Below are 25,188 nucleotides of genomic sequence, written 5' to 3' on the forward strand. Positions count from 1 at the left end.
CGCCTTTAGTTTAATGTAGTATTTCATTTTCTGGCTTAGGGGTTCAACCTAAGCCAATCATTCCAATTGATAAGAGTAACCAGATGAGCATAGATATTCATGACCAACGTATTTTGATCCTAGATTTTGGATCTCAATATACCCAACTGATCGCACGTCGTATTAGAGAAATTGGGGTGTACTGTGAATTGTGGGCGTGGGATGTTAGCGAAGAGCAAATTCGTGCCTTTAATCCTAATGGAATTATCTTGTCTGGTGGTCCTGAATCTGTGCATGCAGAGGACTCGCCTAGAGCGCCACAGTATGTGTTTGATGCTGGTGTACCGGTTTTAGGTATTTGTTACGGTATGCAAACCATGGCTGAGCAATTGGGAGGAGCCGTGCAAAGCTCTAACTTAAAAGAGTTTGGTTATGCGCAAGTCGAAATCATCGACGATATGGCGTTGTTCACTAATATCGAAGACCACATTGCTGATAATGGCAATGGGTTATTGGACGTGTGGATGAGTCATGGGGATAAGGTTAGCGCTGCTCCTGCTGGATTTAGAACCACAGCGCAAACAGAAAGTTGTCCGTTTGCGGCATTTGCCAATGATGAAAAGAAATTTTACGGTGTGCAATTTCATCCAGAAGTTACCCATACCAAGCAAGGTCAACGTATTTTATCGCAGTTTGTACTGGATATATGTGGTTGTGAAAAGCTTTGGACACCTGCGGCAATTATTGAAGATGCCGTAGCGAAAATGAAAAAACAAATCGGTGATGACCATGGTTATTTTAGGTCTGTCAGGTGGTGTAGATTCATCTGTAGTAGCGATGCTGTTACATCGTGCTATCGGCAAGAATTTGACTTGTGTCTTTGTGGATAATGGCCTTTTGCGCTTAAATGAAGGCCAGCAAGTAATGGACATGTTTGGCGATCATTTTGGACTAAACATTCGTAAAATAGAAGCGGAAGACAGATTCTTGGCCGCTATGGCTGGTGAGTCAGAGCCAGAAGCTAAACGTAAAATAATTGGCCGTGTTTTTGTTGAAGTGTTCGATGAAGAGTCCAAAAAGTTAGTCGACGCAAAATGGTTAGCGCAAGGTACTATTTATCCAGATGTGATTGAGTCTGCTGCATCGGCAACTGGTAAAGCGCATGTCATTAAATCTCATCACAATGTGGGCGGTTTACCTGATGATATGCAAATGGGCTTAGTTGAACCTTTACGGGAATTATTCAAAGACGAAGTACGCAAAATTGGTCTTGAATTAGGGTTGCCATATGACATGTTATATCGTCATCCGTTCCCAGGCTCTGGATTAGGTGTGCGTGTTTTAGGTGAAGTAAAGAAAGAATATTGTGATTTATTGCGCCGAGCAGATCATATTTTTATCGAAGAATTACACGCTGCTGATTTATATCATAAAGTCAGCCAAGCCTTTACCGTATTTTTACCGGTTAAGTCTGTTGGTGTTATGGGTGATATGCGAAAGTATGATTGGGTAGTGTCACTTCGAGCGGTGGAGACCATTGACTTTATGACAGCTCACTGGGCACATTTACCTTATGATTTCTTAGGTAAAGTGTCGAATCGAATTATTAATGAAATCGATGGTATTTCTCGAGTGGTTTATGATATTTCAGGTAAACCACCTGCAACCATAGAGTGGGAATAAGTACTCGCTTAAGGAAATAAATAAACGAGGGCCGAATACCCCCATGAGTGAAATATTGATAAGACCTGCCGAAAGAGCAGACTTGCCGTTATTAAAAGATTTTGAGCAAGCGATTATTAAAACGGAACGTCCTTTTAATAATTGCTTGAAGGCAGATCACTTTTGCTACTACGATATTGGCGCGTTAATTGATTCATCACGCTCAACTGTAATGGTAGCCGAGTCTGATGGCAAAATTATTGGTTCTGGTTATGCTCGAATACGTGACTCGAAGGCGCATTTAGTGCATGACCAACATATTTATCTTGGTTTTATGTATGTGGCTGAATCGGTCCGTGGCCAAGGGATCAATCAATTGGTGATTAATGCGTTGATTGCTTGGGGCCAAGAGCGAGGTTTTAGAGACTTTTATCTCGAAGCCTATGCGCAAAACGCGCCTGCTTTGAGCGCTTATAAAAAGATTGGCTTTGAACCTTCAATTGTCGAACTGAAGTTATCTTTGTAGGCCCCATTTTATTATTTTAGGTGCGCAAATAATATGGCTCTTAAGCCAACTATATATAAATTCAAAATTTCGTTGTCTGATCTAAATAATGATCATTTTGACAGTCTTAATTTAACCATCGCACAACATCCTTCTGAAACGTTGGCACGTATGATGGCTCGCGTGATGGCCTTTTGTTTACATGCTCATCAAGACAAAGAGCAGTTGCTCACTTTTACAAAGGGGCTAAGTGCTGTCGAGGAGCCGGATATTTGGCTTAAAGGTTTAGATGATCAATTGCACATGTGGATTGATATAGGCGAACCAGCTTTCGAGCGTATGAAAAAGGCCACGCGTCTAGCCAAGTCTACTTACGTTTATAGTTTTAATGCTAAGTCAGATGTTTGGTGGAAACAGGCACAAGCTCAATTTGATGGATTGGACATATCAGTCGTGAGGTTTAATTGGGATGAAGTGCAAGGGTTAAGCGCATTAGTTAGCAGAACTGTTGAATTATCAGTGACCATAAGTGGTGAATCGGCTTACGTGGCTGGTCCTGTCGATCAGGTTGAGGTTAATTGGCAAGTTTTGCAATCAAACTGAGCTGACCTTTGCTAAAGGGTTTGCTGAAACCGCCAATTATCGGCACAATAATAGGCCGTGATTTTTGATTAGATAATTTACCTCTCCTAATGGCAAGCAAGTTTGATTCTATCCGTCCATACGAAGACGCTGATTTACCCGTTGTTCTAAATAAACTTTTTAATAATAAAGAATTTATTTCTAGTTTGGTGGCCTTTAAGTTTCCATCTTGGCCGCGCTTTATGCGGCCCGTTTTAGGGTTTATTACGCGCCAATATATTTTGAAACAAATGGCTGGGGTGAAAACCCTAGGTGACTTTCAGAACTTGGTCGGTCCTTATATGGAAAGAATGATTAACACCACGACCGAATCATTTACTGTCAGCGGTTTAGATAATTTAGATCCTACCCAAGCCTGTCTTTTCATCAGTAATCATCGAGATATCGCCTTAGATCCGGCTTTCGTAAATTGGGCTTTGTACGTAAAAGGACATGATACGGTAAGGATTGCAGTGGGGGACAACTTGCTACAGAAAGAGTGGGTGGCAGATCTTATTCGTTTGAACAAGTGTTTTATAGTTAAGCGTTCAGCCACAGATAGACGTGAAAAGTTATCGGCAGCTAAACTTTTAAGTGAATATATAGAATTTACTTTGAATACCGATAGGCAACATATTTGGATCGCCCAAAAGAAGGACGAGCTAAAGACGGAAATGACCAAACAAATCCCGCAATTATTTCTATGCTAACGTTAAATAAACCCAAAAACCTTACGCTTTCTGAATATTTACAGTCATTGTGTTTGGTCTCCGGTGTCTATTTCCTATGAATTTGATCCTTGTGATATTAGTAAAGCCAGAGAATTACAACAACTCGAAGTTGAGGGAAGTTACGATAAGCCTGACAACGAAGATGTGCGTAGTATTGTGAATGGTATTACGGGGCGAAAAGGGCGAGTGCATTTGCATTTTGGAGAACCGTTAACGGGTGAGTTCGAAAATGCAAAAGAAGTTGCTGAACACTTAGATGTTGCGATACTGTCTGGTTATAAGAGTTTTGCTACTGGTCCGGTGGCAGCACATTTGCTTGATAAAAGTGTCGATATTGATATGGACAAAGCAGAAAACAAAACCGCGATGGAATACCTTAAATCGCGCTTGGTTGGATTGTCTCAGCAAGAACAAGATAAATTGTTATCTATGTACGCTACCGCTTATCTCAATCAACAAGCTAGTGTGAATGGATAAACGGTCGGCAAATAAATGAGGTTAACAACCTCATTTTTAGGTGCAGTATGTTGGCGGTTTAATTAGGCAACTTTGTCTTTCTTTAAGTCTTCAAACTGACGGTGAAGATCATATTTTTTATCTGTGACAATTTTTTCTAACACTTCAACACGCTCTTTAAGGGCGGCAACTTCTTTTTCTAAGTCACTAGTAAGGTTTGTTTTTTCAGCTTCTCTTTTCGCTCTTTTTTTCCCTTTTGGGCCATTTACTAATTCTACAATTGCCCAGCACGATATAGCGACAATGGCGATGGCTGTCATGTTCATTTTTGTTTTCCTCTTGTTCTTGTCACAAATTATAAAAAGTTTATGCTTATGTTTCCTAATTATCAAATAGCAAATACCCTACCAGATATTAAAATATATATTTATCAAACGGTTATGGTTTTTTGTTCGTCAAATGTTTTAATGATTTAGTTAAATTGACGAATTATTTGATGATTTTCACCAAATAATTGAATAGTAGTACAACGTATTGAATAGTGAACAAGATGAAAAGTGGATGCGCCATGCGCTTACATTGGCTAATAACGCTGAGCAGCAAGGCGAAATCCCAGTGGGTGCGGTGCTGATCAAAGACGGACAAGTACTAGGCGAAGGTTGGAACCAATCAATTAGTAAGCACGATCCCTCTGCTCATGCAGAAATGATGGCGATTCGCCAAGCGGGGTTGCAAATTGAAAACTATCGACTGGTTGATACTACGCTGTATGTGACGTTAGAGCCTTGCCCTATGTGCGCGGGGCTTTTAGTACATAGTAGAATTAGTCGTATCGTTTATGGCGCTGCAGATACAAAAACGGGTGCTGCCGGTAGTGTGATGAATTTACTCAACAATGATAGCCTTAACCATCAGGTACAAATTTATGCTGGCGTATTGGCTGATGAATGTGGGCAGAGGTTGTCGGATTTTTTAAAAGGCGTAGAGCGGAAAAAAGCTGCTGAAGCAGCAGAAAAGGGCGATGTGATTTTTAACCCGCTTCCGCTAGACTTTCAACTAACTCTATACCCTGATATTGCTGTCTGCGGGTAATGACTCTTTGATGTACTCGTTTTAAAAGCTGACGTCTGCGACAATTGTTGCTTAAAGACTTCCTCGCAGACATTGTGTTTCTTCTTTTCATATTAAATCTCCTAAATAATTTATATAGAGTGACATACTTATCTAAAGTTTCACCTTAGCCAAAATAAAGTAGCAGTATTACGAGATTGTGACAATTTGGTAAAATGGCGGTTTATTTTTGAACGATTTTGGCCAGTAAAGTAAATAATTAAGGTATAACCTAGGCGACAATTAGTCTAGCAACAAAGCGAAGGGCGAAGAGATGATAGGGCACTACTCCAGAGCGTACGGAATTTTTGTTGTAGCCTAGGGCAGGGAGCTAACTTCGGCTTTAGGCTCGCGTTTAGCTTCGGCTGTAGACTCGGGGTTAGCGTCAGTTTTGGGCTCGGGTTTAGCTTCGGCTGTAGGCTCGGGTGTAGCGTCAGATTTGGGCTCGGGCTTAGCTTCGGCTGTAGACTCGGGTTTAGCTTCGGCTTTAGGCTCGGGTTTGGCTTCGGCTTTAGACTCGGGTTTAACTTCGGCTTTAGGCTCGGGTTTGGCTTCGGCTTTAGACTCGGGTTTAACTTCGGCTTTAGGCTCGGGTTTAGCTTCGGCTTTAGACTCGGGTTTAACTTCGGCTATAGACTCGGGTTTAGCTTCGGCTTTAGTATCAGCTTGGGGGGCAGACTTAGTGTCCGCCTCGGCTTCGAGTTTGGTGTCGGCTGCAGGGGCTGCTTCGGTTTTTGCCTCAATGCTTGGATTTTGTTCTTTTAACCATACAAGTGTGTCGTAATATCGGCGTATATTATCTACATAGGCTACAGCTTCATGGCCTCTGGCGTAACCATACCGTGTGGTTTTGTAATACTTTTTCTGCCGTAGTTGCAAAAGCCTTAGCTTAACATCTACCCACATATCAGGGTTTGCGCCTTGGCGGTCGGTGAGGACTCGCGCATCTTCTAAGTGACCTAAACCAATATTGTAAGAAGCTAACGCTAGCCAAATACGATCGGGGGCCTGAATACGATCAGGAATACGACGGAGTATGTTGGCGATATATTCCGCCCCCTTTAATGCTTTGTTCAGGATCGGTTCTAGATTCAATCCCTAAATCCTTTGCTGTGCCTAGGGTTAACATCATCATGCCACGAACCCCCGTGACTGACTTTGCATTTGGCTTCCAATGACTTTCTTGGTAACTCATTGCAGCGAGCAATCGCCAGTCCATATCACCAGCATATTGTTCAAACCAAGCCTGGTATTTAGGTAACACGGTTTCAACGGCTTTAATAAACTCGCGAGTGTCTACATAATTGAATTTTCTGACGTGACCAAAGTACCTATCTTCCAGAGCGGTTAGCATGCCGTTACTCTGAATAATACCAAAGTATTCAATTAACGCAGCCAGTAAGGAATCATCTTGATCTTTATTTACCGCCCACGCAATATTTTGCTCGGGGCTAACCGAAAAACCTATGGCTAAGTTAGGGCTGCGGCGACGCATTAGGGCTAAAACGTTTGAATCGGCGATGGTGTAATCAAGTTCATCATTTAATACTTGCTCAAGTAATTCTTCTACGTCCTTATCGTCGGTTTCTTGCCAAGACAGTTGCGGATGATTTTTTTGTAAATTAAGTAGTGTTTCGTTATGACTACTGCCAGAAACAATTACTAAATCTCCGTCCAAATCGTCGATTTTTCTGGGCCATGTGTTGCCTTGTTTGAATACTAATTTTTGGCTTGCCTTTTGATAAGCGGGACCAAATTTGTATGAATTCGCTCGCTCTGGACTAACACTAATGCCAGCAGCGATTAAGTCTAAGTGGTTGTTTTTTAGTTGAGGAAATAACTCGTTGAGGTTGTAATAAGGAAAAACTTCAAGCTTGACACCTAGATAATCGGCGAAGCCACTGGCTAATTCATATTCGAATCCCATAGGTCCAGCGGCACCGTTATAATAGGTTGTGACGCCATAAGTGGTCCCTACTTTTAACACGCCTGACTCTAAAACATCCCCTAAACTAGTGGATTGCTGGGTATCGTTACAACCAGTAAAAAATAGAAACAGGGAAGTTAATGCCCCAACTAAAATTCGGATAATGCTTACCTCTTGAATTTGTCACTGTTAATCGTGACTAAAATAACCGAGTTCTTCCAGTTTACATCAAATAAAACTCATTTTTATAAATATCTATGCTTATCAATTTGATCAAATTGCCCTATAATTCGCGCCTCAAATTCCCCCGAATAATTGATTGGTTAATGCTACGGCATGTAATCAATTCTGCTACAAGGTGATGACATAATGTTAGTGCTTCGCGGTACGCCAGCTTTATCTGATTTTCGTGTAAAAAAATGCCTCGCTCAATTTGCTGAGAATGGTCTTCCTGTCACTGGTATTTATGCCGAGTACGTACATTTTGCAAAAGTTGAAGGTACTTTAACTGAAGTGCAAAGTGATGTGCTAGCAAAATTACTGACCTATGGACCCTCTATCCAAGAACATAAACCCGAAGGCTTGCTGTTATTAGTCACACCAAGGCCGGGTACAATTTCTCCTTGGTCTTCTAAGTCTACTGATATTGCTCACAATTGTGGTTTGACGGCGGTGCAGCGTTTAGAGCGCGGAGTGGCATACTATATACAAAGTGAAGCCCTAAATGACCTACAAATTGCACAGGTAAGCGGCTTGTTGCATGACCGTATGACCGAAGTGGTGTTGGCAGAATTTGATCAAGCCGAAAGTTTGTTTGTGCAAGGTGAGCCTAGCCCATTGACGTCGGTAAAAATGCTTGAGCAAGGTAAGCAAGCGCTAGAACAAGCTAATGCACGATTAGGTTTAGCTTTGGCAGAAGATGAAGTCGATTATTTATTTGAAAACTTTACTCGCTTAGGACGAAATCCTAATGACGTTGAGTTGTACATGTTTGCTCAAGCTAACTCCGAACATTGTCGTCATAAAATATTCAATGCCGATTGGACAATTGATGGTCAAGCTCAGCCTAAGTCATTGTTCAAAATGATTAAGAACACTTACGAACAGTGTGGCGAAAATGTTCATTCTGCATATAAGGATAATGCTGCAGTAATGGAAGGGAGTTTTGCTGGGCGTTTTTTCCCGACAACTGATGGGAATGAATACAGCTACCACCATGAAGATATTGATATTTTAATGAAGGTAGAAACCCACAATCACCCAACGGCTATCGCGCCATTTTCTGGCGCCGCTACTGGCTCTGGTGGAGAAATTCGTGACGAAGGGGCTACGGGGCGAGGTTCTAAACCTAAAGCTGGGTTAGTTGGTTTTTCTGTGTCAAATCTGCGTATTCCGGGCTTTCAGCAACCTTGGGAAACAGATTTCGGTAAACCTGCTCGCATCGTCAGTGCTTATGACATTATGGTTGACGGTCCTCTTGGTGGGGCGGCGTTTAACAATGAATTTGGTCGACCTAGTATTCTTGGTTATTTCCGTACCTATGAGCAAAAAGTGAATAGTTTTAATGGCGAAGAAGTGCGTGGCTATCATAAGCCTATTATGCTGGCGGGTGGTCTAGGTAATATTCGCAAGCAACACATTCAAAAGGGTGACATTACGGTTGGGGCAAAACTCATCGCCCTTGGTGGCCCTGCTATGAATATAGGGTTAGGTGGCGGTGCCGCTTCTTCTATGGCATCAGGGCAATCCAATGAAGATCTAGATTTTGCCTCAGTGCAGCGTGGCAATCCAGAAATGGAACGACGTTGCCAAGAAGTTATCGATAAATGCTGGCAAATGGGTGAGAACAACCCTATCCAGTTTATTCATGACGTTGGGGCAGGCGGTTTGTCGAATGCTTTTCCTGAGTTAGTCAGTGATGCTGGTCGAGGTGGACGTTTTGAGTTACGAAAAGTGGCTAATGATGAGCCCGGTATGTCGCCTCTTGAAGTATGGTGTAATGAGTCGCAAGAACGCTATGTGATGTCTGTGGCGCCAGAAAACCTAGCTGTGTTTGAAGAAATTTGTCGCCGAGAAAGGGCGTTGTTTGCAGTTGTTGGTGAAGCAACCGAAGCAGAACACTTGACCCTTAGTGATAGTCATTTTGGTAATAATCCAATCGACATGCCATTGGATGTATTGCTAGGTAAAACCCCTAAAATGCATCGCGATGTTGCGTCTAAACAGTTGGATGCAGCACCAGTTGACACCAGTAAAATGGAACTTTCAGAAGCCGCGGAGCGAATTTTAAGCCTGCCAACGGTTGCTGAAAAAACGTTCTTAATTACTATAGGTGATCGCTCTGTAACCGGCATGGTGTGCCGCGATCAAATGGTAGGACCTTGGCAAGTACCTGTCGCAGACGTTGCTGTGACAGCCAGTGCTTTTGATACTTACCAAGGTGAGGCGATGGCTCTAGGTGAACGCACGCCTATTGCGCTGATCAATTATGCTGCTTCGGCGCGTATGGCGGTGGGGGAGTCGTTAACCAATATCGCAGCAGCGGATATTGGTGATTTGAAACGAATTAATTTGTCGGCCAACTGGATGTCAGCTGCGGGTCACCCCGGCGAAGATGCTGGTTTATATGAAGCCGTTAAAGCGGTGGGGGAAGAGTTATGCCCAGCGTTAGATTTGACTATCCCTGTGGGCAAAGACTCAATGTCGATGAAAACCACTTGGCAAGATGAAGAGGGCGATAAATCAGTTACCTCACCTTTATCTTTAGTCATAACCGCATTTGGCGCAGTGAAAGATATTCGTAAAACACTGACGCCTGAATTAAACACTAAAGTGCAAGACAGCGAGTTATTGCTAGTTGATTTAGGCCAAGGTAAAAATCGTTTGGGCGCTTCTTGTTTAGCACAGGTATATCAGCAGTTGGGCAATCAAGCTCCGGATGTTGATTCAGCGCCTTTGTTGAAAGGATTCTTCTTGGCAATTCAGCAGTTAGTTAACGAAAAATTACTGTTGGCTTACCATGATCGCTCTGATGGCGGCCTATTTACCACCTTAGTGGAAATGGCATTTGCTGGTAAAACTGGATTGGATATCAACCTTGACGCACTAACCGGTCAACCTATTGACGTGTTATTCAATGAAGAGTTGGGTGCGGTAGTACAAATTGCAGATCAAGACAAACAAGCCGTGTTAGCTATTCTAGCTGAGCATGGGTTGCAAGATATCGCTCACAGTATTGGTCGTTTGAATGCAACCGACCAAATCGTGTTTAGGCAAAATGAGCAAGTGATCTTGGAAAATAGTCGCGTACATTATCGTCAAACATGGGCACAAACGACCCGTCATATGCAGAAGTTGCGAGATAATCCTGAGTGTGCTGAGCAAGAATTTGCTGCTAAAGCGGATGCGGCTGACCCCGGTTTACATTCTGCATTAAGTTTTGATGTGACAGAAGATATAGCTGCGCCGTACATTGCAAAAGGTGTGGCTCCTAAAATGGCCATTTTGCGAGAGCAAGGTGTTAACTCTCATGTAGAAATGGCCGCTGCCTTTGACCGATCTGGTTTCTTGGCTATCGATGTTCATATGAGTGACATTCTGTCGGGTAAACAGTCTTTAGAAGAATTTAAAGGTTTAGTTGCTTGTGGTGGTTTCTCATATGGTGATGTTTTAGGTGCGGGAGAAGGTTGGGCAAAGTCTATTTTATTTAACGCGCAAGCACGAGAGCAATTTGCTGAGTTTTTTGCTCGCAAAGATTCGTTTTCATTAGGTGTGTGTAATGGCTGCCAAATGTTGTCTAATCTTAAATCTCTGATCCTTACGCTGATTTGTGGCCTCATTTTGTGACTAATCAGTCTGAGCGCTTTGAAGCGCGTGTCGCTATGCTAGAAGTGAAAGAGTCGAAGTCGATATTCTTTGACGGTATGCAAGGATCGCGTATGCCTATTGCTGTGTCACACGGCGAGGGGCGAGCAGAGTTTAGCGCAGAGTTAGGTGCTGAAAATGCACTGCAAAGTGCTGCTGTTGCCTTACAGTATGTTGATAATTACGGCAAGGTGACGCAACAGTATCCAGCAAATCCAAATGGCTCACCTCTTGGAATTGCGGGTTTAACCAGCGCTGATGGTCGGGCGACAATTATGATGCCACATCCTGAAAGGGTGTTCAGAACGGTCGCTAACTCTTGGCATCCGAATGACTGGCAAGAAGACGGTGCCTGGATGAGAATGTTCAGGAATGCGCGCGCTTATTTAGGTTAGCCAAAGGTAAGTTTGAACAGCGATTTAATGGCGGAGACCAACAAGTTCTCCGCCTTTTATTACGTCGAATAGTTATTGACCGCCTTGAATTTTTACCATTTTTTAGTTTGTCAATACACAGAATCATATTTTTTTATTTATATCAAATAAACCCCTTGTATATCAGATAAATAGAGACTAATATTTATTTGCAGGTTGACAGGGAGTTATTCTTCTGCATTTTAGACTTTTAGGGACTGATTCTAATTAATACTGAAACAACAAAAACAATAAGAGATACAAATGAATCGTTCTAGTAAAGGCTTTGGATTAACAGGGGTATTGGTGACCGTGATATTTCTTATTGTGGCTGCAATTATAAGTGCCTCAGCGACATCTTCTGATTTACCACCACAAACCAGTACAGCTCAACAAAGTAGTCAAAATAGCTAATCTTTCTTATTTGCCGTTGTTATCACTACAAATTTAATTAACTGCAATCATCGAAGCCCCCTCGGTACTGATTATCTTTTACTATGTATTTCTCGATTATGGGATTTCTGTTGCTGGTTCTTCTTCAGTAAAGCATAAACCGCACTATTGCCGCCGTGCTGAGGTAAAGCTGTATGAAAAGCAATAATTTCAGGCATTTGAGTCAACCATTGATTGACATAGCTTTTCAAAAAAGCTGCAAAAGGTTTACTATGCAAGCCTAAACCATGTTTAACTAGAATTGTTCTGTCACCTCGTTGATGGCTATTCATAATGTGAATAAACAATTGACTTCTGGCTTGTTCAAACTTAAGACTCTGTAAATTGGCCACTGAATCTATTTTATATTTACCTAGTCTTAAGTTCTTAAATACCCCGTCTTGTACTCCATCTTGTTTAAAACTCAAGTGGTCGTATGGGTCGACAGGCTCAACCTTCTCAACACTTAAATAATTATTAGTGAGATTTTGCTCAACAGCGATAGCTTTTCTTTTCAGTTGTTTCGCTAGACTGTCTCCATTTCTTGCTGTTTGAACTACATTCGCATTTTTGATCGGAGTGACATCTTTAAACTCATTGAAAAAATCGTCGAAATCACTGGGATATGTATTACTGTTCATTGGTCGCTCCTACTGTCTCTAAATATAGTAAAAGATTTTACGTCCATAAAAGGTAACTGGGTTGAGTATATATTCTAAGTCGAGTAAAAAGTGTGACTCCTTATGTAGAATGTTGTTCGTCATGTGGCACAATAGTTAATCCATTATCCTCATAGGATCTAAAATGACAATAAAAAAATATTTAGCTGTCTGACTACATTGTTACTTGTCAGTGCATGCTCGGATAATACACCAATAAAACAGCAAAATACTGGGGTGTTCGCTACACAATCGGTGCCTGCAAATCAGCTTGAACAAATTGAGCAAGGTGTGGATTATCATTCTTTTTCTAATCCAGATTCCATCATCGTGACACACTTAAACTTAGATGTAGACGTAAACTTTGCGCAGAAAGTGTTACAAGGTACTGCAATCTTAGATTTTGAAAAAGTAGATCCGTTAGCTGATGAATTAATATTGGATACGCGAGAATTAAGCATTAAACAAATTACAGCGAATGGGACACCCCTTGAATATAAGTTAGCTTCACAAGACTCTTTTCTGGGAGCCGCTTTAAGCATTAATGTGCCTGAGGGCGTAAATAGGGTGACTATTGAGTATCATACTTCGCCTAACGCATCAGGCGTGCAATGGCTCACTCCAGCGCAAACCGCAGGTAAAAAACAGCCGTTTTTATTTACTCAGTCGCAAGCAATTCACGCGCGAAGTTTTATTCCTTTACAGGACTCTCCAAAAGTCAGAGTGACTTACGAGGCCACTATCCGAACCCCAAAAACGTTGTTGGCAGTGATGAGTGCGGCGAACGATCCTGAAACTGCTAGAGATGGCGTCTATGAATTTTCAATGCCTCAGCCTATTCCTTCGTATTTGATTGCATTGGCGGTAGGAGATTTGCATTTTAAAGCGATGGGCGAAAGAACGGGGGTGTACGCCGAATCTGGTATTTTAGATGCTGCAGCCAAAGAGTTTGAAGACACCGAAGCAATGTTGATCGCGACAGAAGAAACATTTGGTCCTTATAGTTGGGACCGTTATGATTTACTTATTTTACCGCCGTCTTTTCCTTTTGGTGGGATGGAAAATCCGCGCCTATCCTTTATCACTCCCACTGTTATTGCGGGCGACAAAAGTTTAGTGTCGCTGATTGCTCACGAACTTGCCCACTCATGGTCGGGTAACACAGTAACCAATGCAACGTGGCGTGACTTATGGTTAAACGAAGGTTTTACCACGTATTTAACGTATCGAATTATGCAGATGGTGTATGGTGACCAACGCTTTGCAATGGAAGCCGTCTTGGGCAGACAAGATTTACAAGCCGATATTGATAGGTTACCCAGTGCTGATCAAGTGCTAGCTATCGACTTAAGAGGAAGAGATCCCGATGATGTATTTAGCAATATACCCTACGAGAAAGGCGCGTTGTTCTTACGGGAGTTAGAGCAAAAAGTGGGGCGTGACAACTTTGACCAATTTCTACTTGGCTACTTTAAGGAGTTTGCCTTCCAAAGTATTACTACCGATCAGTTTATTGCGTACTTAGACAAAACGTTAGTCAAAGAGTATCCAGAACAGTTGTCTAAAACTCGTATCGAACAATGGATTTTCCAACCCGGTATACCGCAGAATGCGCCCGTTTCAGAGTCTGATGCTTTTTCTGTCGTAGATCAGGCACGCAGCGCTTGGTTAGCGGGTAAGTTAGCAGCAAAGGACATTGAAATGGATAGTTGGGCTACTCATCAATGGTTATATTTTCTGAACAATATGCCTGAAATATTGAGCCAAAAGCAGCTTGCAGAATTGGATGCTACCTTTGGCTTAACAAAAAGTTATAATAATGAAATTGCACATAGTTGGTTGTTGCTCAGTATTGAAAATTGGTATGAGCCTGCATTTGGGCGTTTGCATGATTACTTGGTTTCTATTGGTCGAAACAAGTTAGTCAAACCATTGTACAAAGCCTTGTCACAAACAGCTGAAGGTAAAGCGTTAGCGCAAAAGGCGTTCGCTGAAGCTAAAGCTGGATATCATCCGTTAACTGTAAAAGCCAATGAAGGGTTTATTCGGTAGGCTGAATGTTTACTTTAAAAAGGAGATACGTTTGAATACAGCTATAAATTTGGCGAGTGATAGGGCTCGATTGAATAGAGGGTTTACTCTAATTGAGCTTATTATTGTTATAGTGATCCTAGGTATATTAGCGGTTACCGCAGTGCCAAAGTTTATTGATATCTCGTCCGATGCCGAAGCTGGGGTGCTGAAGAACATTGCAGGTCAACTTAAGTCTGCAAATGATCTTATATACGCAAAATCGGTAATCACAGGTCAAAACAACAAAGAAAGAGATAATGACTCTACTGATGAGGTCACTGGTGTAACAGTTGGCGGAACTTTTATCGCCACTGTTTATGGTACTCCTTGGTTATACTCTGGGGCAGCCGTAAAGAACATTATTGATATTGATATATTGGATGAAGGCTTTAATGATCAAAATAAATCATGCGAATATAATGGCGATTTTTGTTTTATGATTTTTAATTCTTCTAGCGCTCCAACAGTATTGGGGCTAAGTTTCTCGCCGGGTGCAGCAAGTGTGATTTATCCTAAGTCGAGAAGCGTAAGTGATAATTGTTATGCTTATCATATATTTGATAGAACAGATAATACGGCTTGGACTGGCTCGGTAACGACTGGATGTTGAATGTCTTTGTGGTTGATACAAAAACGCCCACTTAATAAAGTGGGCGTTTTTTTGTAAAAATAGTTTTAGCAAACTTCTTTGAATAAGGATTCATCGAATATAGTGGTGTCAATAATAGTTTGTGCTAGTTGCACACACTTGCCACATTGGGAGCCTACGCCTAATTTGCTTTTTAACTCACGCATATTACCCACACCGTCTTCTAAGACAGTCTGTTTAATCATTTTATCTGTGATGCCGTGGCATAAACAAACGTACATAAATAACCTTAGTAATATTGATGTGAATAAGAATAATTGTTATTCACATAAAGATCAAGCCTTTGTTTGAGGTAATTTTGTACAGTTCTACATTTTTATAGAATTATTTCTCACACAAGCATTGTTTTTTGCTTATCTGTACTTATATGTCTAGATTGTTGTTGAGTAAATTTAATTACATGGCAGTGGGAGCTCTCGTTGCCAACCTTAATCAAAAACGAACCGGAGAAGTTTATGAGTGTATTAGTAAGTCGTCCCGCGCCAGATTTTACTGCAGCTGCAGTACTAGGAAGTGGTGAGATTGTAGATAGTTTTACCCTAAGTGAAGCTATTAAAGGTAAAGCCGCAGTATTGTTTTTCTATCCTCTAGATTTCACGTTTGTATGTCCTTCAGAACTTATCGCCTTTGATAAACGTTATGCTGAATTCCAAAAACGTGGTGTTGAAGTGATTGGTGTATCTATTGACTCTCAGTTCAGCCATAACGCGTGGCGCAACACTCCTATTAACGACGGTGGTATTGGTCCAGTTAAATACACGTTAGTTGCGGATGTTAAACACGATATTTGTCAGGCGTATGATGTTGAACATCCAGATGCTGGCGTTGCTTTCCGTGGTTCATTCTTAATTGATGCTAACGGTATTGTTCGTCATCAGGTGGTTAATGATCTTCCTCTTGGCCGAAATATTGACGAAATGTTGCGTATGGTTGATGCACTAAACTTCCACGAAGAGCATGGTGAAGTGTGTCCAGCTGGTTGGCAAGAAGGTTCTAAAGGTATGGATGCTAGCCCACAAGGCGTAGCAAGTTACCTTGCTGAGAACGCTGACAAATTATAATAAGTCATTTAGTGAACACTAAATACTGATATTCAAAAAACCGCTTCATGCAGATGAAGCGGTTTTTTTATACCTGCTATAGATTGAGGTCGCACTGTCTATGCTACTAATTAAAAGTTAACTCGTGATAGTAGACTAGCCTTAATTATGTCCGTCAAGGCCGCCCAAGCTTTGCCACTTATTCAAAATATAGCAAAATAACTCTGCGGTTTTTTCGGTATCGTATAAAGCTGAATGGGCTTCATTTTGATCAAATTGAATACCTGCAGCCATACACGCTTTAACTAACACGGTTTGTCCTAAAGCCAAGCCCGACAACGTTGTGGTATCAAAAGATACAAACGGATGAAAAGGGCTGCGCTTGATATGACTGCGCTCTATTGCAGCATTTACAAAGCTTTGATCAAATGCTGCATTATGGGCCACAATCACCGAACGCTGGCAGTCAGCTTCTTTTTGTTCTTTACGAATTTTTTTACAAAGATCTTTCATGACTTCAGTTTCATCTAATGCGCCACGCAGCGCGCAATAGGGATCAATGCCATTAAAATCCAAAGCTGACTTTTCTAAATTCGCACCTTCAAATGGATTAACATGATAATGAAAGGTTTTATCAGGAAAAAAGAAACCATTATCATCCATTCTGGTAGTGATAGCGGCAATTTCTAAAAGTGCATCTTGTTGCGCATTAAAACCTGCGGTTTCAACATCGATAATGACAGGAAAATACCCTCTAAAACGATTTTTTATTTTAAATAACTCGGACATAGAAACCTAATAACTATTCAATTAGGGCAATTATCGCAAGGTTCTATTGTAGTAGCTAGGACAAAAATGCGGTTATGGCTTGTTTTTATACCTATCCGAATTAATAGGCTATCTAAAAGGAATGTTCAGTGGCGCTTGTCCAGAATTTATCGTTTTAGCAGGAGAAACATCTACTTCTGCATAGTGATGCCTAGCGCAGGAAACATCTCATGCATTGCAGCACTCATTGACTAATGCCAAACGATATTCACCTCCTTAGCAAATATTGCTGCATTTGGATCCAATCTGATGTTAAGTTATTGCAAGCGCTTGTCGATATAGACAAAGAAGCGAGGGTTCTATTTTTATGTATAAACGTATTTTCAAATATTTTACGTATTTGGTGTTAGTTACCATGTCATTTACTAGTGGGGCAGCGTTGCGTCAGTATGTTGCGAAAGTTGAGGATTCAAATTGGCAATTACAAGATGAAAACCGTTTGCAGTGTACCCTAAGTCATTCTTTGCCTAGCTATGGTACGGCGATGTTTACGAGTTTTGCATCGAAACAATTGAACATGGAATTTGAATTAGACATGTTACGACTGCCTAAAACTTACGGAATGGCTGCAGTCTATTCTGTGCCGCCTAAGTGGATGCCAGGTCAAGTACAACGTGCTATTGCAGATATGACCATACGTAAGCAATATAATGGTGATTTACCCGAACAGGCCGCGTGGACTATGTTGTCTGAACTTGAGAAAGGTTTCTGGCCTACTATTTACTATCAAGATTGGTATAACCGGTACGACCGTATATCGGTAGGCTTGAATGCCAGCAATTTCGCCCAGCCTTATGCACAGTTCGCAGAATGTGTCGCTAACCTGTTACCTTTTAGCTTTGAAGATATTGCTTATACCGTTTTGACTTATCAATTTAACAGTACAGTGCTGACAAAATACTCGCAAAAACGTCTGACCATGATTGGCGAGTACCTGAAAGAAGACACCGATTTAGAATTGATCTTATTAGACGGGTACACAGATAGTTATGGCAGCCGTTCAGTTAATAAACAAATCTCAATTCGCAGGGCAACTGAAATAAAAGACTTCTTTAGCTCTATGGGGGTATCTCCAGAACGTATTGACGTGACGGGGCATGGTGAGCGCCGCCATATCTCGCCTAATACCAATGACTCTACAAGAACTAAAAACCGTAGAGTGGTCATTCGCATGTCTAAACCTTAGACTAATGGCAATGGGTAAGCCCTTGAGGGGCAATTGACGTTACACTGATGGACCTAGCATCCTAAATATTTCTTGCTTATTATTAAAGAATTACAGCTGATAGAGGTAAACGCTGTCAGCCGTGAATGGTTAACTCGACATAAGATTATGGAATTTAGATCATTTCTACTAGAAGACAAAAAGCCCCATTTACAGATTTCGCATACGTCAGAAATGCCAACTTACTTATCGAGCAAAATACCTTTTCCTTATTCCTCTTAATATGCTGATTGTTGGCTACATACGGGCTGCAAGTTTGGGGTTGTACGCGTGATTGCAGTAGGTGGGCTGTTAGTTGGCTGTATTGGTATTCAACTGAGAGAGTTCGAGTACCAATGGTGATGTGAAATTAGGTGACTGGTTAGCTAAAGAATGTTGAGGGCAGTTTACCATAGCAAACGTTTTTCGCCAGGCAAGTATTGTCAGAGTGATCGGGTCGGTATTTTCTAGCAATCAACCTTGGATGAAAGTGCTAGAAAGAGGATTTACGTTAGAAGTCATGCTTAAAGATGCAATTTACAACAACAATAAGTTTGACGATAATCATCTTTTTATTACGCATGAATAATACAACAAGTATATGGGGCAAATTTTATGAAAGCAGTGTTAAGTCGATTTTTTGAGCCTTTGCTGAGACGTTTTGAAACAGGGCAAGCGCCAGCCAATTATAAAGAATCACATAGAAAGGCCTTATTAGCTATGGGTATTTTGTTTTTAATTCTAGCCTGTGTGTCAGTTGTCACAGCGTTTTATGCGGGCAGCGCATTTGGTGCGCTTATTCCCGCCTTAGCTTTTTTCTGCGTTGGTTTGGTGGCGTTGGTGATTGGCTCGCTTGGCTCAAATGCCGCGGTGGCCAAAATATGGGGCACTAAGTAATGGGATTAAAACAACCATCCCATTAAATTAGCCTTGGACCGAGCCAAACATATCTTATTTTACGGCTGTTTGAAGTGAATCTGACTGCAAATATTTAACCACAGTATCTGGAAAATCACTAAATACGCCGTCTACTCTTAGTTGTTTAAATAACAAATCCAATGTTTGTTGCGCACTCACACCTTTGGGTAAATCATCTTGTCTAAATGTATAGGGATGAACAGATAAGCCTGCTGCGTGAGCATTTTTTACAAGGCCCTTAGGTTGCATGGTTTGCATATCGATAAGTTGTGGGATCCACGGACCAATACCTTGCGCTACCTTGGCTATTTCTGCTAACCCATCAGTTGATTTTAGCAATTCATAATCTGTGGGGGCTTCGTGCCAGTCGTTTTCAGCAATTAACTGTACTAATTTTACTTTAGCGCCCAGCTCATTGCGTAGTCTTTTGGTTTCAGAAAAATCAAAACACTGAACATAGATAGCTTTGTTAGGATCATCTAGCTCATGTTTGCGCAATGTTTGTAATACTAACTGGCTTATATCTACACCTTGCTCTTTGTGCCAGGCTGGATATTTTATTTCCGGGTACAAACCTACGTTTTTGGACAATTGTCGATTTAGTTGTTGGATCAGCTCGATATGTTGCTCGAAGGTGGCAATTTTGAAATCGCCACTGCCCTGATATCGGTGACTAAAAACTTGCTTTCCATCTAGGTCTTGCCTTTCATGTACGTTTAATGTTTTTAGTTCACTTAAGGTGAAATCTATCGCGTAAAAGCGTCCGTCGTCTCGTTTTCTATGCGGATATTTTTGTTCAACGTTTGTCACTGTATCGAGGTGAATATCATGTAACACGATTAAGTGGCCATCTTTAGAAGCTACTAAATCTTGTTCGACAAAATCAGCGCCTTGGCCATAAGCTAGCACGGCTGATTCAACCGTGTGCTCTGGTAAATAGCCGGGGGCTCCTCTATGGGCAATGACTAGTGGTTTAGCTAATATCGTTTGAGTCATAGACATGACTAGAACTAGTCCAAAAATACCTTTACGCATAGTTGTCTCATTTTTCAGATTGAATAAGTTCAATAGCATAGCCATCAGGATCTCTAACAAATGCGATGATTGTGTCACCACCCAATACAGGCCCAGGTTTACGGTAAACGTCACCCCCTTGCTGTTCGATTTTTTCACATACACTGTAAATATCATCTGCACCAATCGCTAAATGTCCAAAGGCGGTGCCCATTTCGTAGTCTGATGTGCCCCAGTTGTGAGTCAGTTCAATCACGGTGTTATTTTCTTCATCTCCGTAACCCACGAACGCAAGGGTGTACTCATATTCGGTATTCTCACTTTGTCTCAAAAGGGTCATCCCCATGATTTCGGTATAAAAGTGAAGTGACTTTTGTAGATCTCTAACTCTAAGCATTGTGTGTAATAAACGCATAAACGGTATCCTCGTAGAAATGAATTCTTATGTTGATTAATTTTGCAGACGAGCATAATACATCAAGATTAGAATAAGTTTATGACAACATAATTAACAACAGTGATAATTTGCTAAATTCTACGCGCTACTAGAGCGACAAAAACGCTGCCTTTCATTATTCATCTTGTAGATTTGATTAATCTTCTTGCCAATGCTGAAAACCAGCATTGGGCCATTCCAATTGATGGTACAATTGGTGTAATCTACTACCTAGCTTAAGGTCAGAAACGGCTTACAATTGAGCCAATACATAGCTATCATTTTTAATTTAATAAATGTTTTGAGAGAAAATATGCACAGTCAAACTGTAATTGAAGAAATGCGTGTGTTACCGGAAATTGATCTGGAATTTGAAGTGTCACGCAGAGTTGATTTTATTAAATCTCAATTGCTAAAAAGTAATATGAAAACCTTAGTGCTAGGTATTAGTGGTGGTATTGATTCATGTACTTTGGGCCGTCTGGCCCAGCTTGCTGTGAACCAGCTGAATCAGGAAGAGCAAGGAGGGTACCAATTTATTGCAGTTCGCTTGCCTTACAATGTTCAAGCTGACGAAGTTGATGCTCAAGCCTCCATCGATTTTATTCAACCTAGTCAAAGTTTAACCGTGAATGTGCAACCCGGTGCAGACGCCATTGATCAACAAACTGTAGCTGCGGTGAATAGTGCAGGACTGTTACCTAGTAGTGCTAGCAAGCAAGACTTTGTGAAAGGCAATGTAAAAGCCAGAACGCGTATGGTTATTCAATACCAAGTAGCGGGTTTACTTGATGGGCTAGTCTTAGGGACAGATCATTCTGCCGAAAATATTACAGGCTTTTATACTAAATATGGTGACGGTGCGTGTGATTTAGCCCCGTTGTTTGGCTTAAATAAACGTCAAGTTAGACAAATAGCCAGTCATTTGGGAGCACCATCACATGTTGTGCATAAAGCCCCAACCGCAGATCTAGAATCCTTAGCCCCACAAAAAACTGATGAGTCTGCTTTAGGTTTAAGTTACGACCAAATCGATGATTTTTTAGAAGGAAAAACTGTCGCGAATGAGGTGTCTACTAAATTAGTGGATATTTTTGTGAAGACTCAACATAAACGTGTACCAATTCCGACTATTTACGATTGATATTCAATAGGATTATTTAAAGGACAATATATGAAAAAAATTGAAGCGATAATTAAACCATTCAAAATAGATGACGTTAGAGAAGCCTTGTCAGAAATAGGCATTAGTGGCTTAACTGTGACAGAAGTGAAAGGTTTTGGTCGCCAAAAAGGTCACACTGAATTGTATCGCGGTGCTGAATACTCAGGTGGACTTTTTGCCTAAAGTCAAAATTGAAATAGTGGTTACCGATGACCAGCTAGAGAGAAGTGTTGAAGTGATCCAGAGTACTGCAAAGACAGGAAAAATTGGTGACGGTAAGATATTTGTATGTGACGTTGAGCGAGTTATTCGGATCCGCACTGGCGAAGAGAACGAAGATGCAATTTAATGACTATTGTGTTGAACCTTCCTAGGGCGATAATTTTTTCGCCCTTTCGTTTCGACAAACCAGCGGATAGCTGCAGGTATTATCTAGCCAATTAGGCAGGAATTGCTCAGCAAAGTTTTGATCATCAATTCGGCCAATGAAGTTGTTGTCATAAAAAATAGCGGCTGTTATTTTGCTCTATTCTTTTAAGCCGAGTATCACCATTATCAATCACAAGAAAAATATCCATTCACGATACTAACCACTGTTTTGTTTGGGGCGCGGTTAGGCCTAAACTCTTCCATTCTTATTGGCTTCGCTCAATCAATTCATATTTGTTATGGCGAGATGAGTAGGCTTATGTACCAAAATGAAAAACGCGCAATAAAGCGCGTTTTTAACATGCTTTCATTTATCTATAGTTTGATTTAGCTAATAAAACTGCTGTTTGGATAATTCAGTTTAAGGGTTTTCATCGCGTTATTTTTTAACTCATCTAGATCCAATTGGTCGTAACATTCCACCATGATCTCCAGTGCTTCTTGTACGTGATTAGTATCAAAATAATTTTCGATTACATACCTACCTCTATTGGCAGCTGCGACATATGCCTCTCTGCGCATGTAAAATCTGGCAATGGCTATTTCGTACTTGGCTAGGCGACTTTTGATAAACAACATACGTTTTTGTGCATCGGCAGCGTACTTACTATTAGGGTACTTTTCGATTAGCCGACGAAAATCATTAAAGGCTTCTCTTGAATTGCTAGGATCTCGATCGGAGCGATCAATGCCAACTAGCTCTTGGAAAATATTATTATCTACTTCCATATTGGTTAGTCCACGCATATACATTGCGTAGTCAACATCTGAGTGATTAGGGTTTAGGCGCACAAAACGATCAATTGTCGCTAGGCTCTCTTGGGTTTTGCCTGTTTTGTAGTAGCTATAAATCAGATCAAGTTGCACTTGGTGAGACAAAGGTCCAAAAGGGAAACGAGAATCCAACGCACTTAGTACTTCACTAGCGGCATTAAAATTACCGAGTTTCATTTTTTCTTTTGCGTCTTCGTACAGTCCTTCAGCACCACGATTTTTAAGGATCAAATCCGTATCGCTGTCTGTTGGACCTGATGCACAACCCACTAGGGCAACTAATGCGCTGCCAATGATAATGTCTCTTAGTTTGATTTTATTGATCATATTACTCTTAATTTCTCTCATTTCTGAATTCGATTGGCTTTGTATGATTCATTAGACTCAAAAATCCGTTAGAATACTGTTTTACCTAATCGATAATTGCAAAGCATTCTACCCTAGCATATGGGGGATGCACATATAAATCGTCGCGAAACTCATTCAGGATGTTGTTAGCATGTCTACCCCACATGAAAAAATACAGTTACAGGCAAATGTGCCAGAAAATTTACTTGGTAAGAGGTTAGATCAAGCTTTAGCCGAAATGTTCCCCGATTATTCAAGATCTCGCATAAAAGAGTGGATTTTAGCTGATTACGTTAAAGTGGATGGTGAAGTTTTAAATAAACCCCGTGAAAAACTGGTGGGTGATGAGCTAATTGAAATCAATGCTGAAATCGAAATTCAGGTTCAGCACCAAGCACAATCCATTGCCTTAAATATAGTGTATGAAGATGAGCATATTATGGTCATCAATAAACCTACCAACTTAGTAGTGCATCCAGGTGCAGGCAATGGTGATGGTACGGTATTAAATGCGCTATTAAACCACGCTCCAGAAATTGCTAATGTGCCAAGAGCAGGTATTGTTCATCGTTTAGATAAAGACACAACGGGTTTAATGGTCGTGGCTAAAACTATCCCTGCTCAGACCCATTTGGTTGAACAGTTACAAGCAAGAGAAATTAGCCGCGAATATGAAGCGGTTGTAATTGGCACTATGGTAGCCGGTGGTACAGTCGATGCTCCAATCGGTCGGCATCCAACTAAACGCACAAATATGGCTGTAAGGGAGTCAGGTAAACCTGCGGTGACACACTATCGGGTAAAAGAAAAATTTCGTGCTCACACTTACTTACGTTTAAAACTAGAATCCGGTAGAACCCATCAAATTCGAGTACATATGTCGCACCTGAGATATCCACTGGTAGGCGACCCTGCATATGGCGGCAGACCTAAACTGCCTAAAGCCTGTAGTGAAGAAATGGTCAATATGTTGCGAACCTTTAGACGACAAGCTTTACATGCGATTCAATTGGAACTTACCCATCCAGTCAGCGGTGAATGGATGAGTTGGAAAGCGCCATTACCAGAAGACTTTACAGCGTTATTACAGGTGTTGCGTGACGACAAGAGCATTCATGGAACTGGTGAAGTTTAAGCATGCTAACGTTGGGCGCAATGCATCAATCCCAATTTATTCTTCCAACTTGGAATGCTCCGAGCAATGTTATCGCTTATACCACAACGCGGGCAGGAGGCTTTAGTGGTCATCCTTTCGCGAGCCTCAATTTAGCGCAGCACGTAGGAGATGACCCTGCTACTGTCGAAAAAAATAGAGGGTTGTTGCCCAATTCAGCACATTTTTTTGGCTCAATCAAACTCACAGTACAATGTGTTTAGGAATCGACGGAATCGATTCAAGGTTGAGTGGCACACTTGAAGGCGATGCCAGTTTTTCTAAAACCCAAGAACGAGTATGTGCTGTAATGACAGCAGATTGTTTGCCGATCTTGTTATGTGACCGCTATGGCACCACTGTTGCTGCTGTGCATGCTGGTTGGCGTGGCTTAGCCGATGGTGTGATTGAAAACACAGTAGGTAAAATGGGCGTCCCCGCGGATAACCTACTGGCTTGGCTAGGTCCTGCAATTAGCCAAGCAAATTTTGAAGTGGGTGAAGACGTAAAACAACGTTTTGCTCAATACCCTCAAGCATTTACCGCTTCGGCGAATAAGCATAAATACTTTGCTGATTTGTATTTTATTGCCCGTCAAATCTTAATTGGTTTAGGAATCAACACTGTATCGGGGGAGATTATTGCACCTATCAAGAGGAGATACAGTTTTTCTCACACCGCCGTGCATGTCATCAACGCGGTCCGTTAGAACAGCAGCCAGCCACTACTGGTCGTATGGTCAGTGCAATTTATTTGAGCAAATAACAGCATAAAATAACCTAAGTTTATACAATGACT

The 25,188-nt window shown here is 41.3% G+C and carries 20 protein-coding genes and 6 pseudogenes; 18 read left to right on the plus strand and 8 right to left on the minus strand.

Features of this window, described 5'->3' with window-relative positions; genetic code table 11:
• Window positions 1-83: 83 nt before the first annotated feature.
• The 4 genes and pseudogenes from guaA (at window position 84) to RS130_RS23790 (ending at window position 3,975) form a co-directional block, all read left to right on the plus strand.
• A pseudogene (guaA, locus tag RS130_RS11665) lies at window positions 84-1,662 on the plus strand (glutamine-hydrolyzing GMP synthase).
• Between the two features lie 43 nt (window positions 1,663-1,705).
• Window positions 1,706-2,167 carry a GNAT family N-acetyltransferase gene (locus RS130_RS11670; protein WP_316026099.1) on the plus strand — a complete coding sequence of 154 codons (462 nt, stop codon included), beginning with the start codon at window positions 1,706-1,708 and terminating at the stop codon, window positions 2,165-2,167.
• A gap of 33 nt (window positions 2,168-2,200) precedes the next feature.
• Window positions 2,201-2,749: a YaeQ family protein gene (locus RS130_RS11675; protein WP_316026100.1), complete on the plus strand. Its 549-nt coding sequence runs from the start codon at window positions 2,201-2,203 to the stop codon at window positions 2,747-2,749.
• Window positions 2,750-2,838: 89 nt separating this feature from the next.
• Window positions 2,839-3,975 (plus strand): annotated as a pseudogene (locus RS130_RS23790) (1-acyl-sn-glycerol-3-phosphate acyltransferase).
• A 62-nt stretch (window positions 3,976-4,037) separates the two neighbouring features.
• Here the strand turns inward: RS130_RS23790 and RS130_RS11690 are convergent.
• Window positions 4,038-4,280 carry a hypothetical protein gene (locus RS130_RS11690; RefSeq protein ID WP_316026103.1) on the minus strand — a complete coding sequence of 81 codons (243 nt, stop codon included), beginning with the start codon at window positions 4,278-4,280 and terminating at the stop codon, window positions 4,038-4,040.
• Between the two features lie 235 nt (window positions 4,281-4,515).
• Here RS130_RS11690 and tadA point away from each other — a divergent pair, with 235 nt between their 5' ends.
• On the plus strand, window positions 4,516-5,046 hold the full coding sequence (gene tadA / locus RS130_RS11695) for a tRNA adenosine(34) deaminase TadA (protein ID WP_428982854.1): 531 nt from the start codon (window positions 4,516-4,518) through the stop codon (window positions 5,044-5,046).
• 759 nt (window positions 5,047-5,805) lie between these two features.
• On the opposite strand, the pseudogene mltF reads toward tadA, so the two are convergent.
• A pseudogene (gene mltF, locus RS130_RS11705) lies at window positions 5,806-7,123 on the minus strand (membrane-bound lytic murein transglycosylase MltF); the annotation flags it as partial.
• Window positions 7,124-7,360: 237 nt separating this feature from the next.
• On the opposite strand from mltF, the pseudogene purL reads away from it, so the two are divergent.
• Both purL and RS130_RS11715 read left to right on the plus strand, forming a co-directional pair.
• Window positions 7,361-11,250 (plus strand): annotated as a pseudogene (purL, locus tag RS130_RS11710) (phosphoribosylformylglycinamidine synthase).
• Between the two features lie 282 nt (window positions 11,251-11,532).
• On the plus strand, window positions 11,533-11,682 hold the full coding sequence (locus tag RS130_RS11715) for a hypothetical protein (RefSeq protein WP_316026106.1): 150 nt from the start codon (window positions 11,533-11,535) through the stop codon (window positions 11,680-11,682).
• Window positions 11,683-11,753: 71 nt separating this feature from the next.
• On the opposite strand, the gene smrA is transcribed toward RS130_RS11715, so the two are convergent.
• Complete coding sequence (gene smrA / locus RS130_RS11720) at window positions 11,754-12,341, minus strand: DNA endonuclease SmrA (protein ID WP_316026107.1); 588 nt, start codon at window positions 12,339-12,341, stop codon at window positions 11,754-11,756.
• 255 nt (window positions 12,342-12,596) lie between these two features.
• On the opposite strand from smrA, the gene RS130_RS11725 reads away from it, so the two are divergent.
• On the plus strand, window positions 12,597-14,411 hold the full coding sequence (locus tag RS130_RS11725; protein WP_316026108.1) for a M1 family metallopeptidase: 1,815 nt from the start codon (window positions 12,597-12,599) through the stop codon (window positions 14,409-14,411).
• A 31-nt stretch (window positions 14,412-14,442) separates the two neighbouring features.
• A complete protein-coding gene (locus RS130_RS11730) occupies window positions 14,443-15,042 on the plus strand; it encodes a prepilin-type N-terminal cleavage/methylation domain-containing protein (RefSeq protein WP_316026109.1) in 600 nt (199 codons plus the stop codon).
• Window positions 15,043-15,107: 65 nt separating this feature from the next.
• Here the strand turns inward: RS130_RS11730 and RS130_RS11735 are convergent, their stop codons facing one another.
• The gene (locus RS130_RS11735) at window positions 15,108-15,302 is read right to left on the minus strand and encodes a (2Fe-2S)-binding protein (protein ID WP_316026110.1); all 195 of its coding nucleotides are present in this window, start codon (window positions 15,300-15,302) and stop codon (window positions 15,108-15,110) included.
• A 234-nt stretch (window positions 15,303-15,536) separates the two neighbouring features.
• On the opposite strand from RS130_RS11735, the gene RS130_RS11740 reads away from it, so the two are divergent.
• The gene (locus tag RS130_RS11740; RefSeq protein WP_316026111.1) at window positions 15,537-16,142 is read left to right on the plus strand and encodes a peroxiredoxin C; all 606 of its coding nucleotides are present in this window, start codon (window positions 15,537-15,539) and stop codon (window positions 16,140-16,142) included.
• A gap of 141 nt (window positions 16,143-16,283) precedes the next feature.
• Here RS130_RS11740 and rnt read toward each other — a convergent pair whose 3' ends face one another.
• Window positions 16,284-16,910, minus strand: coding sequence for a ribonuclease T (rnt, locus tag RS130_RS11745; protein WP_316026112.1), 627 nt, complete (start codon window positions 16,908-16,910; stop codon window positions 16,284-16,286).
• Between the two features lie 394 nt (window positions 16,911-17,304).
• On the opposite strand from rnt, the gene RS130_RS11750 reads away from it, so the two are divergent.
• The 3 genes from RS130_RS11750 to RS130_RS11760 all read left to right on the plus strand — a co-directional run bounded on the left by RS130_RS11750 (window position 17,305) and on the right by RS130_RS11760 (window position 19,050).
• Window positions 17,305-18,135, plus strand: a complete 831-nt coding sequence (locus RS130_RS11750; RefSeq protein ID WP_428982772.1) for a flagellar protein MotY — start codon at window positions 17,305-17,307, stop codon at window positions 18,133-18,135.
• Between the two features lie 466 nt (window positions 18,136-18,601).
• Window positions 18,602-18,742 carry a hypothetical protein gene (locus RS130_RS11755; RefSeq protein ID WP_316026114.1) on the plus strand — a complete coding sequence of 47 codons (141 nt, stop codon included), beginning with the start codon at window positions 18,602-18,604 and terminating at the stop codon, window positions 18,740-18,742.
• A gap of 26 nt (window positions 18,743-18,768) precedes the next feature.
• Complete coding sequence (locus tag RS130_RS11760) at window positions 18,769-19,050, plus strand: hypothetical protein (RefSeq protein WP_316026115.1); 282 nt, start codon at window positions 18,769-18,771, stop codon at window positions 19,048-19,050.
• A 54-nt stretch (window positions 19,051-19,104) separates the two neighbouring features.
• Here RS130_RS11760 and glpQ read toward each other — a convergent pair whose 3' ends face one another.
• Window positions 19,105-20,106 carry a glycerophosphodiester phosphodiesterase gene (gene glpQ / locus RS130_RS11765; protein ID WP_316026116.1) on the minus strand — a complete coding sequence of 334 codons (1,002 nt, stop codon included), beginning with the start codon at window positions 20,104-20,106 and terminating at the stop codon, window positions 19,105-19,107.
• 7 nt (window positions 20,107-20,113) lie between these two features.
• Entirely contained in the window at window positions 20,114-20,500 is a 387-nt protein-coding gene (gene gloA, locus RS130_RS11770; RefSeq protein WP_316026117.1) for a lactoylglutathione lyase, read from the minus strand.
• 334 nt (window positions 20,501-20,834) lie between these two features.
• Here gloA and nadE point away from each other — a divergent pair, with 334 nt between their 5' ends.
• Together nadE and glnK are read left to right on the plus strand one after the other, a co-directional pair.
• Complete coding sequence (gene nadE / locus RS130_RS11775) at window positions 20,835-21,665, plus strand: NAD(+) synthase (protein ID WP_316026118.1); 831 nt, start codon at window positions 20,835-20,837, stop codon at window positions 21,663-21,665.
• Window positions 21,666-21,695: 30 nt separating this feature from the next.
• A pseudogene (glnK, locus tag RS130_RS11780) lies at window positions 21,696-22,035 on the plus strand (P-II family nitrogen regulator).
• 407 nt (window positions 22,036-22,442) lie between these two features.
• Here the strand turns inward: glnK and RS130_RS11785 are convergent.
• The gene (locus RS130_RS11785) at window positions 22,443-23,216 is read right to left on the minus strand and encodes an outer membrane protein assembly factor BamD (protein ID WP_316026119.1); all 774 of its coding nucleotides are present in this window, start codon (window positions 23,214-23,216) and stop codon (window positions 22,443-22,445) included.
• A 172-nt stretch (window positions 23,217-23,388) separates the two neighbouring features.
• Here RS130_RS11785 and rluD point away from each other — a divergent pair, with 172 nt between their 5' ends.
• From rluD to RS130_RS11800, 3 genes and pseudogenes are all read left to right on the plus strand, one after another.
• Window positions 23,389-24,372 carry a 23S rRNA pseudouridine(1911/1915/1917) synthase RluD gene (rluD, locus tag RS130_RS11790; RefSeq protein ID WP_316026120.1) on the plus strand — a complete coding sequence of 328 codons (984 nt, stop codon included), beginning with the start codon at window positions 23,389-23,391 and terminating at the stop codon, window positions 24,370-24,372.
• 20 nt (window positions 24,373-24,392) lie between these two features.
• Window positions 24,393-25,099, plus strand: a pseudogene (gene pgeF, locus RS130_RS11795) (peptidoglycan editing factor PgeF).
• The gene (locus RS130_RS11800; RefSeq protein WP_316028041.1) at window positions 25,051-25,155 is read left to right on the plus strand and encodes a hypothetical protein; all 105 of its coding nucleotides are present in this window, start codon (window positions 25,051-25,053) and stop codon (window positions 25,153-25,155) included. The pseudogene pgeF and the gene RS130_RS11800 overlap by 49 nt, the downstream one beginning before the upstream one ends.
• Window positions 25,156-25,188: the final 33 nt, after the last annotated feature.

Origin of the sequence: Paraglaciecola aquimarina, assembly GCF_032464635.1 — a bacterium.
GTDB classification, from domain to species: Bacteria; Pseudomonadota; Gammaproteobacteria; order Enterobacterales; family Alteromonadaceae; genus Paraglaciecola; species Paraglaciecola aquimarina.

What these genes read in the sequence shown, in the direction of transcription:
- smrA (WP_316026107.1), bottom strand. Translation starts at nt 12,341, where the DNA reads ATGAACAGTAATACATATCCCAGTGATTTCGACGATTTTTTCAATGAG.
- RS130_RS11760 (WP_316026115.1), top strand. Translation starts at nt 18,769, where the DNA reads ATGAAAGCAGTGTTAAGTCGATTTTTTGAGCCTTTGCTGAGACGTTTT.
- RS130_RS11735 (WP_316026110.1), bottom strand. Translation starts at nt 15,302, where the DNA reads ATGTACGTTTGTTTATGCCACGGCATCACAGATAAAATGATTAAACAG.
- RS130_RS11740 (WP_316026111.1), top strand. Translation starts at nt 15,537, where the DNA reads ATGAGTGTATTAGTAAGTCGTCCCGCGCCAGATTTTACTGCAGCTGCA.
- nadE (WP_316026118.1), top strand. Translation starts at nt 20,835, where the DNA reads ATGCACAGTCAAACTGTAATTGAAGAAATGCGTGTGTTACCGGAAATT.
- rluD (WP_316026120.1), top strand. Translation starts at nt 23,389, where the DNA reads ATGTCTACCCCACATGAAAAAATACAGTTACAGGCAAATGTGCCAGAA.
- RS130_RS11690 (WP_316026103.1), bottom strand. Translation starts at nt 4,280, where the DNA reads ATGAACATGACAGCCATCGCCATTGTCGCTATATCGTGCTGGGCAATT.
- tadA (WP_428982854.1), top strand. Translation starts at nt 4,516, where the DNA reads ATGCGCCATGCGCTTACATTGGCTAATAACGCTGAGCAGCAAGGCGAA.
- rnt (WP_316026112.1), bottom strand. Translation starts at nt 16,910, where the DNA reads ATGTCCGAGTTATTTAAAATAAAAAATCGTTTTAGAGGGTATTTTCCT.
- gloA (WP_316026117.1), bottom strand. Translation starts at nt 20,500, where the DNA reads ATGCGTTTATTACACACAATGCTTAGAGTTAGAGATCTACAAAAGTCA.
- RS130_RS11670 (WP_316026099.1), top strand. Translation starts at nt 1,706, where the DNA reads ATGAGTGAAATATTGATAAGACCTGCCGAAAGAGCAGACTTGCCGTTA.
- RS130_RS11750 (WP_428982772.1), top strand. Translation starts at nt 17,305, where the DNA reads ATGTCATTTACTAGTGGGGCAGCGTTGCGTCAGTATGTTGCGAAAGTT.
- RS130_RS11675 (WP_316026100.1), top strand. Translation starts at nt 2,201, where the DNA reads ATGGCTCTTAAGCCAACTATATATAAATTCAAAATTTCGTTGTCTGAT.
- glpQ (WP_316026116.1), bottom strand. Translation starts at nt 20,106, where the DNA reads ATGCGTAAAGGTATTTTTGGACTAGTTCTAGTCATGTCTATGACTCAA.
- RS130_RS11715 (WP_316026106.1), top strand. Translation starts at nt 11,533, where the DNA reads ATGAATCGTTCTAGTAAAGGCTTTGGATTAACAGGGGTATTGGTGACC.
- RS130_RS11785 (WP_316026119.1), bottom strand. Translation starts at nt 23,216, where the DNA reads ATGATCAATAAAATCAAACTAAGAGACATTATCATTGGCAGCGCATTA.